This is a genomic window from Nocardioides sp. T5 (genome assembly GCF_048161455.1).
GTDB lineage: Bacteria > Actinomycetota > Actinomycetes > Propionibacteriales > Nocardioidaceae > Nocardioides.
In genome coordinates, this window is record NZ_CP182415.1 from 3,156,108 (window position 1) to 3,174,006 (window position 17,899).

Sequence of the window (17,899 nt, forward strand, 5' to 3'; positions counted from 1 at the left end):
GGCGCGGATCAGCCGATCGGCCGAGTCATCGGCGTCGCCGCCTCGAGCGCCGCGATCAGCGTCCGGGCGTCGTGGGGACCGATGTGGCGGGTGTCGCCGACGAAGAACGTGGGGGTACCGCGCACGCCGCTCTCCTCCGCCGAGGCGACATCGTGCGCGACGTGCCGGGCCAGGTCCTCGTCCTCGAGGTCGCGTAGGAATGCCTCGACGTCGAGGTCGAGGTCGGCGGCGTAGCCGACGAGGTCCGCCAGCTCGAGCTCGTCCTGGTGCGCGAAGAGCACGTCGTGCATGTCCCAGTAGCGACCCTGGCGTGCCGCGGCCTCCGCACCCAGCGCGGCCAGCTCGGCGTGCGGGTGCACCGGCAGCGGCAGGTGACGGGTGACGTAGCGCAGCCGGTCGCCGAAGTGCGTGCGGAGCTCCTTGCCGACCCCGCTGACGCGGGCACAGAACGGACACTCGAAGTCGAGGTACTCCACCAGGGTCAGCGGGGCGTCCACCGGGCCCGAGATGTGGTCGTACGCCGGGTCGACCGGCCGGCTGAGGTGGGTCGGCAGGGCAGCGTCGCGCTGGCCGAGGAAGCGGGCAGCGAAGCGGAAGACCAGCCAGCCGGCCAGGCTCGCCAGTGCGGCGGCCAGCAGCACGCCGACGCGCGCCTGGTCCTGGAGCCGGGAGGACTCGAAGGCGAGGCTGATGATGAGCAGCGACACGGTGAACCCGATGCCCGAGAGCGCCCCGCCGGCGAGCGTGTGACCGAGCCCGACGCCCTGCGGCAGTCGGCCCCAGCCCAGGCGGACGCTCGTCCAGGCGCCCAGGAAGATGCCGAGCGCCTTGCCGACGACGAGGCCCAGCACGATGCCCCACATCAGCCGCGAGCCGAGGGCGTCGCCCAGGACGCCGTCGCGCAGGTCGACCCCCGCGTTGGCGAGCGCGAACACGGGTACGACGACGTGGCTGGTCGGGGTGTGCAGCGCCTCCTGCAGGCGCTCGTTGACCGAGATGGCGCGCGTCAGCGACCGGCGCGCGGCCCGCTGCACCCCGGGCATCGGCGACTGCCGGAAGGCGCGGAAGCTGCGAGCGGCGTCCTCGACGTCGGACCGGCGCGGGTCGAGCGCCGGGACCAGCAGGCCGCTGAGCATGCCGGCGATCGAGGCGTGCACGCCGGACTGCAGCGTGGCGAACCACAGCACCAGCACCACCAGCACGTAGGGCGCCGCCTGCCACACGCCCGCGCGATCGAGACCGACCAGCACGAGCAGGCAGGCCGCGGCGACGGCCAGGGCGCCGAGGGACAGGTCGTCGGAGTAGACGACCCCGATGACGCTGACGGCCACGATGTCGTCGATGACGGTGAGCGTCAGCAGGAAGATCCGCAGCTGCGTCGACACCGCTGGGCCCACCAGCGCCATCACGCCGAGCAGGAAGGCGGTGTCGGTCCCGATGACGGCACCCCAGCCGGCAGCGGCCTCGCCGGACGGGTTGAGCGCCAGGTAGATCGCGGCCGGCACGAGCATGCCCATGACACCGGCGACGAGCGGCACCACGACGCGACTGCGGTCGACGAGCTCGCCGATGGCGAACTCCTTGCGGACCTCGAGGCCGATGACGAAGAAGAACACGACCATCAGGCCGTCGTTGATCCAGTGGTGCAGGTCCATCGACAGGCCGCCGTCACCGAACGTGAGGGACACCTCGGTGTGCCAGAGGTCGACGTAGGACTGCGACCACGGCGAGTTCGCCCAGACCAGCGCGACGAGCGCGGCGACCACGAGCATGCCGGCAGAGCCGGACTCGGTCCGGATGAAGTCGCGCAGCGAGCGCGAGCTCTGCGCCTCGAACGCCGCCGACCCCGTGCAGGAAGACTGGTCCTCGCTCACACGACCCGGTGCATCCAGCCGAAGGTGTCCTCGGCGCGCCCGAACTGCATCCCGACGAGCGCCTCGCGGATCTGCATGGTGAGCTCGGTGCTGGCAGGGGCGGGGGTGGTGCCGTGCGGCGAGCGCAGCTCACCGACGGGGGTGACGACGGCGGCGGTGCCGCACGCGAACGCCTCGGTGATCTCCCCCGAAGCGACGCCGTCGCGCCACTCGTCGATGGAGAACTTCCGCTCCTCCACCGCGTGGCCGAGCTTGCCGGCCAGCTCGATGATCGAGGCGCGGGTGATGCCCTCGAGGATCGTCCCGGTCTCGGGGGTGACGATGTGGCCGTCGGCATGGACGAAGAAGAGGTTCATCCCGCCGAGCTCCTCGATGTAGCGGAACTCCTGGTCGTCGAGGAAGACGACCTGGTCGCACCCCTGCTCGATCGCCTCACGCTGCGCAGCGAGCGACGCGGCGTAGTTGCCACCGGTCTTCGCCGCGCCCATGCCACCGCGACCGGCGCGGGTGAAGGTCTCCGACAGCCACAGGTTGACGGGCTTGATGCCGCCCTTGAAGTAGGCGCCCGCGGGCGAGGCGATGACCATGAAGGTCACGTGCTGCGCGGGACGGACCCCGAGGAAGACCTCGGAGGCGAACATGAACGGCCGCAGGTAGAGCGACTTCTCGCCCTCGCCCCCGCCCGAGGCGTTGTCGGGGACCCACCGCTGGTCGGCCTCGACGAGCGCGTCCACGCAGGCGACGAAGTCGTCGACCGGGAGCTCGGGGAAGGCCAACCGCTGAGAGGAGCGCACCATCCGGGCGGCGTTCTGGTCGGGACGGAAGGTCCAGACCGACCCGTCGTCGTGGCGGTAGGCCTTCATGCCCTCGAAGGTCTCCTGTGCGTAGTGCAGCACCGCGGTGGCCGGGTCGAGGGTCAGCGGGCCGTAGGGCTCGATGCGCGCGGCGTGCCACCCGTCCTCGGGCGTCCACTCGACCGTGAGCATGTGGTCGGTGAAGTGCTGGCCGAACCCGGGGTTCGCGAGGATCTCCGCGAGCCGGGCGTCGTCGACGGGGGCGGGGTTGGCGGTGGTGCTGATCTGCATGGGGTCAACCTATTCCAGAACCCGTCGGCGGGCTCTCAGAGGCGGGCGGCGATGGCGTCCCCGACCTCGCTCGTACGACGGCTCGTGCCCGGGTCGCGCTCGGTGAGGTCGGCCAGCACGGCCGCCTCGATCGCGGCGGCCGCATCGGCGTGGCCGAGGTGGTCGAGCAGGAGCGCGCCGGAGAGGATCGCGGCGGTCGGGTCGGCCTTCTGCTGCCCGGCGATGTCGGGCGCCGAGCCGTGGACGGGCTCGAACATGGACGGGGCGGTCCGGTCGGGGTTGACGTTGCCGGACGCGGCCAGCCCGATGCCGCCGGTGATGGCGGCGGCGAGGTCGGTGATGATGTCGCCGAAGAGGTTGTCGGTGACGATCACGTCGAAGCGGGCGGGGTCGGTGGCCATGAAGATCATGGCCGCGTCGATGTGGATGTAGTCGGTCGCGACGTCGGGATGCTCCGCAGCGACCTGCTCGAACAGGCGCCACCAGAGCGAGCCGCCGTTGACCAGGACGTTGGTCTTGTGGACCAGCGTGATCTTCTTGCGCGGCCGCTTCTCCGCCCGGGCGAAGGCGTCCCGGATCACCCGCTCGACGCCGTACGCGGTGTTGACCGACACCTCGGTCGCGACCTCCGCCGGGGTGCCGACGCGAAGGGCGCCACCGTTGCCCGTGTAGGGGCCCTCGGTGCCCTCCCGCACGACGACGAAGTCGATGTCGCCCTTGCTCAGCACGTGGTCGGCCAGGGGTGAGACCGAGCCCGGGAAGAGGCGCGAGGGGCGGAGGTTGACGTAGTGGTCGAGCTCGAAGCGCAGCTTGAGGAGCAGGCCGCGCTCGAGGATGCCGGGCGGCAGGTTGGGGTCGTTGGGCTTGCCACCGACGGCACCGAGCAGGATCGCGTCGTGCTCACGGATCTCCGCGAGCACCGAGTCGGGCAGCACCTCGCCGGTCGCGAGGTAGCGCTCGGCGCCCAGGTCGTAGCGCGTCGGCTCGAACTTCACCGGCGCGGCGACCTCGAGGACCTTGAGGGCCTCGGCCGTCACCTCGGGACCGATTCCGTCGCCGGGGATGACGGCGAGGGTCGGGCTCCCGGTGTCGCGGGCGGCTGCGGTCTGCGCGGAGTCAGGCATGCAGCGAACGTTAGTTGTCGTCCGGCCGCTGACCGCCGCCGTCTCGCAGGTCAAGCGCGGTCTGGACGGCGACAGCGGTGTTCTCGGCGCTGCGCGGGTTCTCGGGGTCGTGGGCCGCCGGGCCCCAGGTGTCGGGATACATCGCGTACATGGGTCTCACTCCTGTGTGGACTGGTGATGGGGTGAGCCCGAAGCCGCCGACACCGCGGCGGGGAGGGAAGCAGGACGTCGGGGATCGCCCGGGCCCGGCTGCCGGCCGACGAGCGTGCGGATCGCGCAGGACTGCGGCGGACCCGCCGCGAAGGCGGTGGCTTCGAGCTCGGCCGAGCAGGCGCTCGGCGGAGGGGCGAAAGGCCGGGCGGCGGAACCTCGTCAACGCCGAACACCGCGACGAGGTGGCCTCTCTGTCAGGCCTCGCCGCGGCGATCGATAAGTACGAACACGCTCCGCATGATGGGACGACTGTACGACCGCCGGAGCGGCCGCCGCACGGGGTTTCCAGGAACGTGTCAGATCGTGAGACGCCGGACCGTCCAGTGGGATCACGGACGAGGAGTGACAGACTCGGCGACCTCATGTCCGCTCCTCCTGATCTCCCCGACATCGTCCAGCGCGCCTTCGACGTGTGCCGCCAGGCCGGCTACGTCGCGTTCTGCCGCAACGAGACCGGTCGCCTCCTCGCGACCCTCGCCGCGACGCGGGGCGGGACGATGGCCGAGTTCGGCACCGGCTGCGGTGTCGGCACCGCGTGGCTGCGCAGCGGCGTACGCAACGGGGCGCGGATCCTCACCGCCGAGCTCGACGAGTCGCTGGCCGGCGCGGCGTCTGCGATCTTCACCGACGACGCGAAGGTCGAGGTGCTCGCGGCCGACTGGAGCGTGCTGCGCGAGCACGGCCCCTTCTCCCTGCTCTTCCTCGACTCCGGCACACCGTCCGAGGTGGGCGTCGACGCCGTCATCGACCTCGTCGAGCCCGGCGGCATCGTGGTGCTCGACGACTTCGCGCCGTGCGAGTCCTGGCCGCCGATCACCTACGGCCGCGTCGACACCCTGCGCGAGCAGTGGCTCACCGACGAGCGGTTCACCGCGGTCGAGGTGATGGTGGCCGCCGACGCGTCCGCCGTCATCGCCACCCGGCGCTGAGCCCGGCCGAGACCCGCCGAGCGCCTGTCGTGAGACCCCTCGCTGTGGCGGCTCCGAGCCCGGAGGCCGCGGACGCAGCCGAGGCGATCGCCCGTGCCGGCGGCTCGGCGGTGGATGCCGCGATCGCGGCCGCGCTGGTCGCCATGGTCACCGAGGTCGGGCTCGTCTCGCTGAGCTCGGGCGGCTTCGTCACGGTGCAGCCGGCGGCAGGCGCCGCCTACACCGTCGACGGCTGGATGGACCGGCCCGGCATCAGCCGCGACCCCGCGTCTCCCCCGGCCCGGACCTGGGACGTGTCGACGGAGTACGGCGGCGGCGTGGAGATCACGATCGGCGCCGGCTCGGTCGCCACGCACGGCTCCCTGGCGGCCTTCGGCGAGGCGCACGCGCGCGACGGCCGCCTCCCGTGGGCGGAGCTCGTGGGGCCGGCGATCGACGTCGCGCGCGACGGCTTCGTCCTGGGCTCGGCGTCGCGCTACTACCTGCGCCACGTCCACGAGTCGATCTTCGGGTGGGACCCGGCCAGCCACGACGCCCTGCACGACGCCGCGGGCCGGCTGACGAAGGATCGCGTCGTCGTCGCCGACCTCGCGACGACGTTGGAGCACGTCGCGTCCGTCGGCCCGCGCGCGCTCCACGAGGGCGACCTCGCCGACGCGATCGCGGCCGACGTCGGCGCCCGCGGCGGCCTGCTCGGCCGCGCCGACCTGGCGGCGTACGCACCCGTCGTCCGCGAGCCGCTGACGACCCGCGTCCACGGCTGGAGCCTGGCGACCACGACGGCGCCCTCGGTCGGTGGCGTCGTCCTCGCGGCCATGCTGCGCCTGATGGAGGACCGGCCGAGGGCCGGCTGGGACGCCCACGACGTCGCCCACCTCGTCCAGGTGCAGCGGGCCGTCCTCGGCCACCGTCGCGAGGTCCTCGAGGTCGCCACCGACCTCACCGACGCGTCGCGCGCGTGGCTGGACCGGGTCGACGCCGACCACCGGGCGGTGCTCGAGTCGGGCTCGACGGCCCACGTGTCGGTCACCGACGCCGAGGGCTCGGCCTGCTCCCTCACGGTGTCGTCGGGCTACGGCGCCGGCATGATCGCCGCCGGCACCGGGATCTGGCTCAACAACTGCCTCGGCGAGCAGGAGCTCAACCCGCCCGCCCGGCACGTGCCTCCGGGCTCGCGGCTGCTGTCCAACATGGCCCCGGTCGTCGGACGCCACGACGACGGGGCGACCCTGGCGATCGGCTCGCCGGGCGCCGACCGCATCACCACGGCCGTCGTGTGTGCCCTGGCGGGCTTCGTCAACGGCGGGCTCGACCTCGGGGCCGCCGTGGCGCATCCCCGGGTGCACGTCCACCGGGCCGGGCTTCCCGACGAGGTCGTGCGCGTGGAGGACGAGCTGTCGATGTACTTCGGTGGCGTCGGAGCCGCACTGACCCGGGCCGACGGGACGCTCGAGGCCGTCGCCGACCCGCGCCGCGAGGGCGAGGCCCGGGTGGTCGGGGCGGGCGGGGTCAGCCCTCGGCCGGGGCCATCAGGTCGACGGTGAACCACGGGAGCATCAGCTGGGTGAGCGGACCGATCGCGAGGGCGTAGACCACCGTGCCCACGCCGAGGACGCCGCCGAGGAGCAGGCCGATGACCACGACGGCGACCTCGAGGCCGGTGCGGACGAGTCGCAGCGAGAGGCCGGTACGTCGCGCGAGCCCGGTCATCAGGCCGTCGCGCGGACCGCGCCCGAGCTGCGCACCGATGTAGAGCGCGCTCGCCAGGCCGCACAGCAGCACGCCGCCCACCATCAGACCGAGCCGCCCCGCGATCGCCTCGGGCCGGTCGAGGACGGCGAGGGTGGCGTCGGCGGAGAGGCCGACGACGACGGCGTTGCTGATCGTGCCGAGCCCCGGCGTCTCGCGCAGCGGGATCCACAGCACCAGCACCACGAAGCTGAAGAGCACGACCGCCTGGCCGAGGGTCATCGGGACGTGGCGGACGAAGCCGGAGTGCAGGACGTCCCACGGTGCCAGGCCGAGCGCGCCGCGCACCATCAGCGCCAGCGAGACGCCGTAGAGGAAGAGCCCGACGTAGAGCTGGGGCAGGCGCCGGGCCAGGCGTCCGGCGCGCAGCTGGGCGACCGGCCCGAGGTCGACGAGGACGCCGCGGGGGGCGCTGGCGGTGGCGATGGTGGCTCCTGAGGGGGTGGTGCTGGTCATGACGCCATCCTTGCCCGGATTGGCCTTGTCGGACATAGCCAATCGTGGAACAGTGGCCTGCATGAGCCGGGTCGTCACGTCACAACGCGTAGCCACCCTCGTCGGTGAGTTCCCGCGCTCCCCCGCCTACCTCGGCCTCGCCGAGAGCCTGCGCGTCCTCATCGGCGACGGCCGGATCGGCATCGACGTACGACTGCCGAGCGAGCGCGACCTCACCGCCGCCCTCGACGTCTCGCGCACCACGGTGACGCGGGCCTACGAGGTGCTGCGGGAGTCCGGGTACGCCGAGGCGCGCCGCGGGTCGGGCACGTTCACCACCGTGCCGGGCGGGCAGCGCCGCGCGCACGACCGGTCGCTGATGCCCGGCACCGGTGGCGAGGACGTCATCGACCTCAACTGCGCGGCACACTCCGCGCCGCCCGGGCTCGTCGAGGCCTACCAGCGCGCCACCGAGCAGCTGCCGGCCTACCTCAGCGGACCGGGCTACTTCCCGCTCGGCGTGCCCGCGCTCCAGGCGCGGATCGCCGCTGCCTACGCGGCCCGCGGGGTGCCGACCGTGCCCGAGCAGGTGATGGTCACCGCCGGCGCACTGGCGGCGGCGTCCGTCGTGGCGCAGGCCTTCACCGCCCCGGGCGAGCGGGTCGTCGTCGAGTCGCCGACCTATCCCAACGCCACCCAGGCGGTACGGCACGCGGGGGCGCGCCTGGTCGCAGCCACGGTCGACCCCGACGGCTGGGACCTCGACGCGCTGGCCGCCACGCTCCGCCAGACCTCGCCCCGCCTGGCCTACCTGATCCCCGACTTCCAGAACCCGACCGGGCAGCTGATGAGCGACGGGCAGCGCGAGGAGCTCGCCCGGGCCCTGGCCCGCACCCGCACCACGGTCGTCGCCGACGAGGCCCACCAGGCGCTGGCCCTGCGACCGGGCCTGGCCGACGACATGCCGCGGCCCCTGGCGGCCTACGCCCCCGACGCGATCACGATCGGCAGCGCGAGCAAGTCGTTCTGGGGCGGGCTGCGCCTGGGCTGGGTGCGGGCGCCGCTCGCCGAGATGGACCGCCTGCTGCAGGCGCGCATCGGCCTCGACCTGGGCGCTCCGGTCTTCGAGCAGCTGGTGCTCGCCGACCTGCTCGACCGGGCCGACGAGGTGCTCCCGGTGCACCGCGAGCGGCTGCTCACCGGCCGCGACGCCCTCGTCGCGGCCGTCCACGAGCACCTCCCCTCGTGGCGCTTCCGGGTCCCCGACGGCGGGCTCGCGCTGTGGTGCGAGCTGCCCGAGGCGCTCGGCACCGCGACGACGGCCGAGGCCGAGCGCCGCGGGGTGGTCGTCGCACCGGGGCCGGTGTTCGCGGTGGAGGGCGGCCTCGACCGCTTCGTCCGGATCCCCTGGACCGCCTCCCCCGACGACCTCACCGAGGCCGTACGACGTCTCGCCGCCGCGTGGGAGCACGTGTCCACCAACGCAGCCCGGCCGGCGACGCGTCGCGCTGCCGGCCGGGTGATGGTCGCGTAGGCCTGCTCAGACCAGGTCGCCTCAGACCAGGTCGGCGGCGCGCACCGAGACCGCGTCGATGGCGGCCTCGATCTCGCCGAGCGTCTCGGCCGGGATCGCGGAGTCGACGCTGAGCGCGACGAGCGCCTCGCCGCCCTTGCCCTGGCGGGAGACCTGCATGCCCGCGATGTTGACCTGGGCGTCGCCGAGGATCCCCCCGACCGTGCCGACCATGCCGGGCCGGTCGACGTAGGTGAAGAACGCGAGGTGGTCGGTCGGCTCGATGTCGACGTCGAAGCCGTTGACCTCGACGAGCCGCTCCTTCTGCGAGATGCCCACGAGCGTGCCGCTCACCGACACCTGGGTGCCGTCGGCGAGCGTGCCGCGGATGGTGATCAGGTTGCGGTGGTCAGGGCTCTCGGCCTCGGTCACCAGGCGTACCTCGGTGCCGCGCTCGGCGGCGAGGAGCGGGGCGTTCACGTAGGAGACCTGCTCCTCCACGATGTCGGCGAAGACCCCCTTGAGCGCGGCCAGCTCGAGCACCTTGACGTCGTACTCGGTGATCTCGCCGCGGACCTCCACGTCGAGCTGCTGCGCGACCTCGCCGGCGAGGGCGGTGAAGACCCGACCGAGCTTCTCGGTCAGCGGGATGCCGGGGCGGACGTCCTCGGCGATGACCCCGCCCTGCACGTTGACGGCGTCGGGCACCAGCTCCCCGCTCAGGGCGAGCCGGACCGACCGGGCGACGGCGACGCCGGCCTTCTCCTGGGCCTCGTCGGTGGAGGCGCCGAGGTGCGGCGTGGCGACGACGTTCTCGAGCTCGAAGAGCGGGCTGTCTGTGCAGGGCTCGCTCGCGAAGACGTCGAGCCCGGCGGCGGCGATCTGCCCGGTCTTGAGGGCGTCGAAGAGCGCGGCCTCGTCCACGATCCCACCGCGGGCGGCGTTGACGAGGACCAGGCTGCGCTTGGCCCGGGCGAGCTGCTCGGAGCCGATCAGCCCGACCGTCTCCGGCGTCTTGGGGAGGTGGACGCTCATGAAGTCGGACTCCGCCAGGAGCGTGTCGAGGTCGACGAGGCGTACGCCCATCTGGGCCGCACGACCGGCCTGCACGTAGGGGTCGTAGGCGATGACCTTCATGCCGAAGGCGCTGAGACGCTGGGCGACGAGGACGCCGATGCGGCCGAGGCCGACGATGCCGACGGTCTTCTCGTAGAGCTCGATGCCGGTGTACTTCGACCGCTTCCACTCGCCGCCGCGGAGCGCGGCGTGGGCGGGGCTGATGTGGCGGGCCGCCGCGAGCATCAGCGCGACGGCGAGCTCGGCGGCGCTGACGATGTTGGACGTCGGCGCGTTGACGACCATGACGCCGGCCTGGGTGGCGGCCCTCACGTCGACGTTGTCGAGGCCGACGCCTGCGCGTGCGATGACCTTCAGCCGCTGGGCCGCGGCGAGCGCCTCGGCGTCGACCTTCGTCGCGGAGCGGACCAGGATCGCGTCGACGTCGGCGATCGCGGGGATGAGCTCGGCGCGGTCGGCACCGTTGCAGTTGCGGATCTCGAAGTCCGGGCCGAGCGCCTCGATCGTGGCGGGGCTCAGCTCTTCGGCGATGAGCACGACCGGCCGAGCGTGCGTGGAGGGTGCGGGTGCGTTCACAGCGGGGTCCTCGTGGCGTATCAAGGGTGTGTCCGGGACTGCACGACGCTGTGCTCGGCCCACCCTACCCGCGGGTCCGTCGGTGCCTGAACCCGTCCCACTCCTCAGGTGGCGCCGTTCGCCGCGGGTCGCCACGGGGGCGGGGTGGACTGTCGGAGGGCACTCCTACGATCGCTCCATGGGCGCGATGGACGACGCGGAGCGGCTCGAGCCGGCAACGGTCGAGGAGTGGAGTGCCTGGCTGCGCGAGCACCACGAGCAGCCCCTGGGCGTGTGGCTGGTGGCCCCGCGCAGGGCCGCCGACCGCCCGTTCTCCTACGAGGAGTCGGTCCTGGAGGCGTTGCGCTACGGCTGGGTCGACTCGACGGTGAAGCCCGTCGACGAGGGTCGGTCGATGCAGTGGTTCGCCCCGCGCCGCGCGGGCAGCATGTGGACCCGCATCAACAAGGGCAGGGTCGCCCGTCTCGAGGAGGCCGGACTCCTCGAGCCCGCCGGCGCCGCCGCCGTCGCGGCCGCCCAGGAGTCGGGCATGTGGACCCTCATGGACCAGGTCGAGGACCTGGTCGTGCCGGACGACCTGGCGGAGGCCTTCGACCGTCACCCGGGCTCGCGCGAGCACTGGGAGTCGTGGTCGGCATCGGCGCAGAAGCTCATCCTGACCTGGATCGTGCTGGCCAAGCGCCCGGAGACCCGCGCCGCACGCGTCGGGACGACGGCCGAGAAGGCCGCCCGGGGGATCAGGTCGCAGTAGGCCTCAGACGGCGCAACCGTCCGGGCCGCATTCCTGCCCGCCTGCGCTGCCCGTGGCGAGCACCTCGATCGCGGGGCGGGACTCCGACCACGCGCGCTCGAGCACCTGCGTGAAGACCTCGGTCGGCTGGGCGCCGGAGACGCCGTACTTCTCGTCGACGACGAAGAACGGCACCCCGCTCGCGCCGTAGGCCTGGGCCTGCGCGGCGTCGGCGTGGACGGCGTCCTCGAACTCGCGGGACCCGAGCACCTCCTCGACGCGTGCCGCGTCGAGCCCGGCCGCCAGCGCGACGTCGCGCAGCACGCCGTGGTCGGCGACGTTGCGGGCCTCGGTGAAGTACGCCGCGAGCAGCGCCTCCTTCACCCGGCCCTGCAGCTCGTCGCCGCCCTGCTCGTGCGCGAGGTGGATGAGGCGGTGGGCGTCCACCGTGTTGAGGTGCAGCGTCTGCGAGAGCCGGTAGACCAGGCCCTCCTCGGCCGCGACCGCCTCGACCCGGTCCTGCATCTGCTGGGCACCGTCGGGCGACTGGCCGTACTTGCGCGCCAGCATCGTCGTCGTGGTCTCCGTCGGCTCGGTCGGCGCGCCCGGGTCGAGCTGGTAGGAGCGCCAGTGCACCTCCACCTCGTCCGCGTGCTCGAACTCGGCCAGGGCGTTCTCGATGCGACGCTTGCCGATGTAGCACCACGGACAGACGACGTCGGACCAGATCTCGATCTTCACGACTGCCCCAACGCCGCTCGCCCACCTGGTGTTCCCGCCGGCACTCGTACGTGAGTCTCCTGGAGACTCATGGACCAGTCCCGGGCGTGTCGTCGGCGATCAGGTTGAGGGAATGGGGGCTGTCGGTCGTCGAGCACCAGTGGCAGGTCGCGACGCCCCCGGCCGCCCGACTCAGGCCTCCTGGCGCTGCACCGTCGAGCGGCGCAAGACGTACGTCGCGACGAAACCCAGCACGAGCGCGAGCAGGACGCCGAGGTTGGCGTAGGCCCACGGACCGTCCCAGTAGGCGCCGAGCGGGTCGTCGACGTAGGTCCCGAGGCCGAGCGGCTCGATGAGGAAGCCCTGCCAGTTGTTCCAGGCGGCGTCCGCGGCGAAGTTGTTGACCACCAGCCCCCAACCGAGGACCGAGGCCACGACCATCGTGCCGATCGAGACCAGGTCGAAGGAGCCGTAGCGGCCGGACGGGTCGAAGAGGGCGTCCTCGTCGTAGTCGCGCTTGCGCAGCGCGATGTCGGCGATCATGATCCCGGCCCACGCGGCGAGCGGGACGCCGAGCGTGATCAGGAAGCTCTGGAACGGGCCGAGGAAGTCCTCCGCGAAGAAGACCACCCAGATCGTGCCGAGGGTGAGGATCACGCCGTCGACGCCGGCAGCGGCGGGCCGCGGGATCCGTACGCCGAGCGAGAGCAGGGTGAGGCCCGAGGAGTAGATGCCGAGGACCGCGCCGCTCACGAGCGCGAGGATCGCGGCGAGCAGGAACGGCACCAGGAACCACGTCGGCAGCAGCGTGCCGAGGGTGCCGATCGGGTCGGCGACGATGCCCGCGGACAGCGGCTGCGACGAACCGGCGAGCAGCAGGCCGAAGACCACGAGCAGGACAGGCGCGACCGCGCCGCCGAAGGTGTTCCAGCCGACGATGGCCGAGCCCTTGGCGTCGCGGTGCTGGTAGCGCGACCAGTCCGCCGCGATGTTGATCCAGCCGAGGCCGAAGCCCGTCATCACCATGACCAGCGCTCCGACCATCTGCTGGGTGCTGCCGTCGGGGATCGAGGTGACCGCGGACCAGTCGATCTCGTCGATCGTGAGCGCGACGTAGACGATCGTCACGACGCCGGTCAGCCAGGTCAGGACCGACTGCATCCGCATGATGACGTGGTAGCCGGCGACGCTGGCCGAGACGATCAGCGCGGCGACGACGAGCGTCGCGACGATCTTCGTCCCGTCACCGGAGGCCCAGCCGAGCTGGTCGAAGATCGTCGCGGTCGCCAACACGGCGAGGATGGCGAGGAAGGTCTCCCAGCCGATCGAGACCAGCCACGAGATGACGCCGGGCACCTTCTGCCCGTTGACGCCGAACGCCGCCCGGCTGAGCACCATCGTGGGCGCCGAGCCGCGCTTGCCGGCGATCGCGACGATCCCGCACAGCGCAAAGGAGACGATGATGCCGACGACCGTCACCACCACCGCCTGCCGGAACGAGATGCCGAAGCCCAGCACGAACGAGCCGTAGCTGATGCCGAAGACGGACACGTTGGCCGCGAACCACGGCCAGAACAGGTCCTGGGGCCTGGCGGTCCGCTCGGACTCCTCGATGATCTCGATGCCGGTGGTCTCGACGCCCAGGCGGCGGGTCTGCTCGAGGCCCGAGCCCGTGGTCGCTGTCTCGCTCATGCCCGCATCGTCGCGCACTGGAGGGCGCGCGGCCAACACCGGGGAAGCACGCTCGGTGTTTCCCACGGCTCGTTGTGGGTAGACGTGCGACAGCCCACCCACCAAGGAGACACATGAGCATCGAGCTGAAGCTGTCGGCGATCTACCGCGCCGCGCACGTCGACATCCCTGCCCAGGCCGCCCTTCTGGGCAAGCAGGGTACTGCCGTGTCGGGAGCCACGTCCTCGGCGTCGGGCGAGCTCAGCAAGCTCGGTCACAGTCTCGCCACCGACATCTTCAACCTCGGCGACGAGATCGTGTTCCGGCTGCGGCAGGTCAGCAGCACGATGAATGAGTGCGCGACGGCGCTCGACGAGATCGCGGACGACTTCGCAGCCAAGGACGGGGAAGCGTCCTCGTGGATGGACCAGCACCGCCGTTGGCTCGATGACAACGGATACGGAGGCACGCCCGATCGGGCTCGCCTTCCCGAGCAGCCCAAGGTGAACTGATGGTCGACCCGGACGTCTGGAACGCTGGCCGCAACTCCTCGGAGACCGAGAAGTTCGATTGGTACGTGCGCGAGATCTGCTCCCTCCTCGAGGACCTCTGGTCCACCGAGGGTGTCTGGAACCGGTTCGAGCAGCTGGAGAACTGGTACGTCGAGAACACCGCGAACATGGCGATCATCCACAAGCACGACTCCATGGCAAAGACGCTGAGCGACTACCCGTTCAACGCCGACTGGATCAACGATTACACCGCGATGACCGACGACCTGTACATCGACCAGGAGATCCGGGCGGCGGACGAGATCAAGGACTGCTTCGACAACTCTCCCCTCGACCAAGGAACGATCAAGCAGTACTGCGACCTCGTCTTCAAACCCAATGCGGTGCAGCTGTCCGTGCAGGCCCATGCCATGGCCACGGCTGCGGACAAGCTGCACACCCTTACGTCCGGACTCGATACCAACGACTCCGAGTCGATGCCCGGATTCGTGCGCAACCTCGAAAAGAACGGCTGGAGCGCGGGGTCCCTGGCCTCGGACTCCTTTTTCGACTTCTACGGCGACCTGTCGGACCTGACCGGCAACTACGCGGAGGCAGCGTTCCACCTGGCCACGACCACCGCGGCGGCCTCGGCACTGATCACCAAGTACCAGAAGCTGGTCAACCGCATCGGGCTCGAGACGCGGGAGCAGGTCATCGGTGCCCTGAAGTACTGGCAGGCCAACAAGGCGCCCTACAGCACGACGGTCACCCGCACCGCCAAGGACAACCTCGTCACCCAGGTCACCGACGCGGTACAGACCGCGACCGACTGGATCGGACTCATCCCCGGCGCGGGCGTCGTGACCGACCCGGTGGGCAAGGTGTCGATGATCCTGGGCTTCGCGGCGCAGGAGTGGGAGATCAGCGTGAGCACCACCGAGGCTCCGGCTGCCAGCGCGATCTACGAGGACTTCGTCGGCGCGCTCGCGAAGGCCCAGGAGGGGCTGCTGCAGAACCTCGACACCCTGCAGTCCCGGGACGTCTACGCCGGCGGGTCGTTCCAGAAGTACGTGACCGAGAGCGAGGGGAACGGCTCCTGGAACCCACCCAAGGTGGACATCTAGGCCGAACGCCGTCGTCCGGCCCTCACAGGCCGAACAGCACGAGGAGCACGGGGGCCACAGCCCCATGCGGACTCCTCGATAATCTGGATGACGGTGGTCTCGACGCCCGGGCGGCGGGTCCTGGGCCAGCATCGGGCTCCGGTTCAGGCGAACAGCGCCTGGCCGACGTGCTCGCCCGGGCCGATACCGGGCGGCACGGCGAAGAGCGCCGAGCCGGTGAACTTGAGGTACTCCGCGAGGGCGTCGGTCTTCGACATCGCCAGCTGCACCGGCACGAAGTGGGTGTCGGGGTCGCACACGTAGGCGATGAAGAACAGGCCGGCGTCGAGCCCGCCGAGGGCGTTGGAGCCGTCGACGAAGTTGTAGCCGCGGCGCAGCATCCGCACGCCCTGGTTCATGTCGGGATGCACGACGCGCACGTGCGAGTCGACCGGGATGACCGGCTGGTCGTTGCTGCCGGGCATGTCGAAGTCGGGCTCGGTCATCTCCTCGCCGCCGGACAGCGGCGCGCCGGTCCCCTTGGTGCGGCCGATGAAGCCCTCCTGGTCGCCAAGGGTCTGGCGGTCCCAGATCTCGATGTTCATGTTGATCCGGCGGGCCACCAGGTAGGAGCCGCCGGTCAGCCACGACGCCTTCGCGTCGTCGTCGCCGACCCAGACGTGCTCGTCGAGGGCGTCGGTCTCCTCGGCCTTGACGTTGGCCGTTCCGTCCTTGAAGCCGAACAGGTTGCGCGGGGTCGACTGGCTCGTCGAGGTGGTCGACGTACGCCCGAAGCCGAGCTGCGACCAGCGGACCGAGACCGTGCCGAAGCCGATCCGAGCGAGGTTGCGTACAGCGTGCACGGCGACCTGCGGGTCGTCGGCGCACGCCTGGATGCAGAGGTCGCCGCCGGAGCGCTCCGGGTCCAGCATGTCGCCCGGGAAGTGCGGCAGCTCCCGCAGTGCCTTCGGCTGGCGGTCGGCGAGGCCGAAGCGATCCTTGCCGTCGGCGTCGCGGAACAATGAGGGCCCGAAGCCGAACGTGATGGTCAGCCCGCTCGCGGGCAGGTCCAGCGCCTCGCCGGTGTCGTCGGGCGGGAGGTTGACCTCACCGTCGACCGCTCCGTTGCCCGCCGGCTGGCCCTGCGTCATCTGTTCCGCGGCCGCGGTCCACGCCTGGAGGAGCGCGACGAGGTCATCACGCGAGTCGCTGACGACGTCGAAGGCCGCGAAGTGCAGCCGGTCCTGCGCCGGCGTGACGATGCCGGCCTGCCGCTCGCCCCGGAAGGCGTACGTCGCCGAGCCGGCGCCGCCACCTCCCGCGGTCGCCGTACCGGGCTCGGCGGACGCGCGGCCCGCGGCGAAGGCCCCGACGACTCCGGCAGCGGCGACGCCGCCGCCCAGCAGGCCTCGTCGGGAGAGGAACCTGTCGGGCGTCGGCGACTGCTCGTGCTCGGTCAGGACAGCACCGCCGCGGTGAGCTTGGACAGCGGCTCGGAGAGCGCGTTGACCGCGTCGGAGAGGCCCTTGACCTCGTCGGGGGTCAGGTCGTCGTAGCTCTTGAAGCCGTCGCCCTCCTTCTGCTCGTCGAGCAGCTTCTGGAGGTCGGCGAAGCGGGTGGTGAGCTGCTGGGAGAGCTCGGGGTCCTTCTCCTCGATGATCGGCTGGACGCCCTCGAAGCCCACGCGGGCGCCGTCGACGTTGGCCTGGAAGTCCCACAGATCGGTGCGCGACCAGTACTCCTCCTCGCCGGTGACCTTGCCCTTCGCGACCTCCTCGAGCAGGCCGCGCGAGCCGTTGGCGATCGAGTCGACGGTGTAGGTGAGGTCCTGGACGCGGGAGTCGAGCGCCTTGGTGTTGGCGAGCAGGTCGTCGCCGTACGTCTTGCGCTCCTGGTCGGTGAGCGCCGTGTAGTCGGTGGCGCGCTGGGGCCAGAGGTCCTTCTCGATGAGGTGCCAGCCGGTCCACTTCTGGCCGGGCTCGAGGTCGGCCTCGCGGGCGTCCATCATCGGGTCGAGGTCGCCGAACGACTCGGCCACCGTCTCGATGCGCTCCCAGTGGGTGCGGGCGACTTGGTAGAGCGCGCGGGCGCCGTCGTCGTCGCCGGACTCGTAGAGCTGCACGAACTCCCGGGTCTTCTCCAGCAGCTGGGCCGACTGATCCTGGACGTAGGCGGCGTAGTTCTTCTGCGCGGCATCGACCAGCTCGGCCTCGTCCTGGCTGACGGTCGGCGCGTCGTCGGACTCGGTGACGGTGAAGTCGGCGCGGATGCCCTCGCCGGTCATGCCGGGCTTGCAGGCCGTGATGTACTTGCCGGCGGCCGCGTTGACGGTGAGCGCGCGGGTGATGCTGGGGCCGACGTTCTCGACCTCGGCGACGATGCGGAGGCCGTCCTCGCCGAGCAGGTAGAACTCGGTGACCTGGGTGCCCGAGTTGGTCACGTCGAAGGTCAGGGTGCCGGCCGGGGCGTCGGTGGCCGACAGGTGCAGGCGTCGGCCGAGGAGTCGACCGTCAGCGCGCGGGCGTTGGGCGAGCCGCTCGCGGAGGAGCCGGCCGGGGTCGCGTTCTCGGTGCACGCGGCCCAGAGGGGTGACGCGAGCAGCCGCG

16 protein-coding genes are annotated in these 17,899 nt (G+C 71.7%); 6 read left to right on the forward strand and 10 right to left on the reverse strand.

The genetic code is table 11. From position 1 onward, the window contains the following. Window positions 1-8: 8 nt before the first annotated feature. From nhaA to ACNKF0_RS15410, 4 genes are read right to left on the reverse strand one after another with little or no spacing between them, the layout of a single operon-like run. On the reverse strand, window positions 9-1,874 hold the full coding sequence (gene nhaA / locus ACNKF0_RS15395; protein WP_416953484.1) for a Na+/H+ antiporter NhaA: 1,866 nt from the start codon (window positions 1,872-1,874) through the stop codon (window positions 9-11). Then, entirely contained in the window at window positions 1,871-2,959 is a 1,089-nt protein-coding gene (locus ACNKF0_RS15400; RefSeq protein ID WP_416953486.1) for a branched-chain amino acid aminotransferase, read from the reverse strand. Before ACNKF0_RS15400 ends, nhaA begins: the two co-directional genes overlap by 4 nt. A 35-nt stretch (window positions 2,960-2,994) precedes the next feature. Then, window positions 2,995-4,083 (reverse strand): 3-isopropylmalate dehydrogenase, encoded by a 1,089-nt coding sequence (locus ACNKF0_RS15405; protein ID WP_416953488.1) that lies wholly within the window; start codon window positions 4,081-4,083, stop codon window positions 2,995-2,997. A 10-nt stretch (window positions 4,084-4,093) separates the two neighbouring features. Beyond that, window positions 4,094-4,234 (reverse strand): hypothetical protein, encoded by a 141-nt coding sequence (locus ACNKF0_RS15410; RefSeq protein WP_172259057.1) that lies wholly within the window; start codon window positions 4,232-4,234, stop codon window positions 4,094-4,096. Window positions 4,235-4,658: 424 nt separating this feature from the next. On the opposite strand from ACNKF0_RS15410, the gene ACNKF0_RS15415 reads away from it, so the two are divergent. Together ACNKF0_RS15415 and ACNKF0_RS15420 are read left to right on the forward strand one after the other, a co-directional pair. Next, window positions 4,659-5,225 (forward strand): O-methyltransferase, encoded by a 567-nt coding sequence (locus tag ACNKF0_RS15415; protein WP_299924626.1) that lies wholly within the window; start codon window positions 4,659-4,661, stop codon window positions 5,223-5,225. 44 nt (window positions 5,226-5,269) lie between these two features. Further along, window positions 5,270-6,769: a gamma-glutamyltransferase gene (locus ACNKF0_RS15420; RefSeq protein ID WP_416953491.1), complete on the forward strand. Its 1,500-nt coding sequence runs from the start codon at window positions 5,270-5,272 to the stop codon at window positions 6,767-6,769. Here ACNKF0_RS15420 and ACNKF0_RS15425 read toward each other — a convergent pair. Further along, window positions 6,735-7,430 carry a YczE/YyaS/YitT family protein gene (locus tag ACNKF0_RS15425; RefSeq protein ID WP_416953493.1) on the reverse strand — a complete coding sequence of 232 codons (696 nt, stop codon included), beginning with the start codon at window positions 7,428-7,430 and terminating at the stop codon, window positions 6,735-6,737. The two genes, ACNKF0_RS15420 and ACNKF0_RS15425, sit on opposite strands and share 35 nt — an antisense overlap. A 61-nt stretch (window positions 7,431-7,491) precedes the next feature. Between ACNKF0_RS15425 and ACNKF0_RS15430 the strand changes: the two genes are divergently transcribed. Continuing rightward, the gene (locus ACNKF0_RS15430) at window positions 7,492-8,943 is read left to right on the forward strand and encodes a PLP-dependent aminotransferase family protein (protein WP_416953495.1); all 1,452 of its coding nucleotides are present in this window, start codon (window positions 7,492-7,494) and stop codon (window positions 8,941-8,943) included. A gap of 21 nt (window positions 8,944-8,964) precedes the next feature. Here the strand turns inward: ACNKF0_RS15430 and serA are convergent, their stop codons facing one another. Beyond that, the gene (gene serA, locus ACNKF0_RS15435) at window positions 8,965-10,536 is read right to left on the reverse strand and encodes a phosphoglycerate dehydrogenase (RefSeq protein WP_416953497.1); all 1,572 of its coding nucleotides are present in this window, start codon (window positions 10,534-10,536) and stop codon (window positions 8,965-8,967) included. 217 nt (window positions 10,537-10,753) lie between these two features. Between serA and ACNKF0_RS15440 the strand changes: the two genes are divergently transcribed. Beyond that, window positions 10,754-11,326, forward strand: coding sequence for a YdeI/OmpD-associated family protein (locus ACNKF0_RS15440; protein WP_416953499.1), 573 nt, complete (start codon window positions 10,754-10,756; stop codon window positions 11,324-11,326). A 3-nt stretch (window positions 11,327-11,329) separates the two neighbouring features. Here ACNKF0_RS15440 and ACNKF0_RS15445 read toward each other — a convergent pair whose 3' ends face one another. Continuing rightward, a complete protein-coding gene (locus ACNKF0_RS15445; protein WP_416953501.1) occupies window positions 11,330-12,046 on the reverse strand; it encodes a DsbA family oxidoreductase in 717 nt (238 codons plus the stop codon). Window positions 12,047-12,217: 171 nt separating this feature from the next. Continuing rightward, window positions 12,218-13,717, reverse strand: coding sequence for a purine-cytosine permease family protein (locus ACNKF0_RS15450; protein ID WP_416953503.1), 1,500 nt, complete (start codon window positions 13,715-13,717; stop codon window positions 12,218-12,220). 113 nt (window positions 13,718-13,830) lie between these two features. Between ACNKF0_RS15450 and ACNKF0_RS15455 the strand changes: the two genes are divergently transcribed. Continuing rightward, window positions 13,831-14,208, forward strand: a complete 378-nt coding sequence (locus tag ACNKF0_RS15455; protein ID WP_416953505.1) for a hypothetical protein — start codon at window positions 13,831-13,833, stop codon at window positions 14,206-14,208. Continuing rightward, window positions 14,208-15,314 carry a hypothetical protein gene (locus ACNKF0_RS15460; protein WP_416953507.1) on the forward strand — a complete coding sequence of 369 codons (1,107 nt, stop codon included), beginning with the start codon at window positions 14,208-14,210 and terminating at the stop codon, window positions 15,312-15,314. Before ACNKF0_RS15455 ends, ACNKF0_RS15460 begins: the two co-directional genes overlap by 1 nt. A 143-nt stretch (window positions 15,315-15,457) precedes the next feature. Here the strand turns inward: ACNKF0_RS15460 and efeB are convergent, their stop codons facing one another. Together efeB and efeO are read right to left on the reverse strand one after the other, a co-directional pair. Then, window positions 15,458-16,753 carry an iron uptake transporter deferrochelatase/peroxidase subunit gene (gene efeB, locus ACNKF0_RS15465; RefSeq protein WP_416958544.1) on the reverse strand — a complete coding sequence of 432 codons (1,296 nt, stop codon included), beginning with the start codon at window positions 16,751-16,753 and terminating at the stop codon, window positions 15,458-15,460. Beyond that, on the reverse strand, window positions 16,750-17,868 hold the full coding sequence (gene efeO / locus ACNKF0_RS15470) for an iron uptake system protein EfeO (RefSeq protein WP_416953509.1): 1,119 nt from the start codon (window positions 17,866-17,868) through the stop codon (window positions 16,750-16,752). The genes efeB and efeO overlap by 4 nt, the downstream gene beginning before the upstream one ends. Window positions 17,869-17,899: the final 31 nt, after the last annotated feature.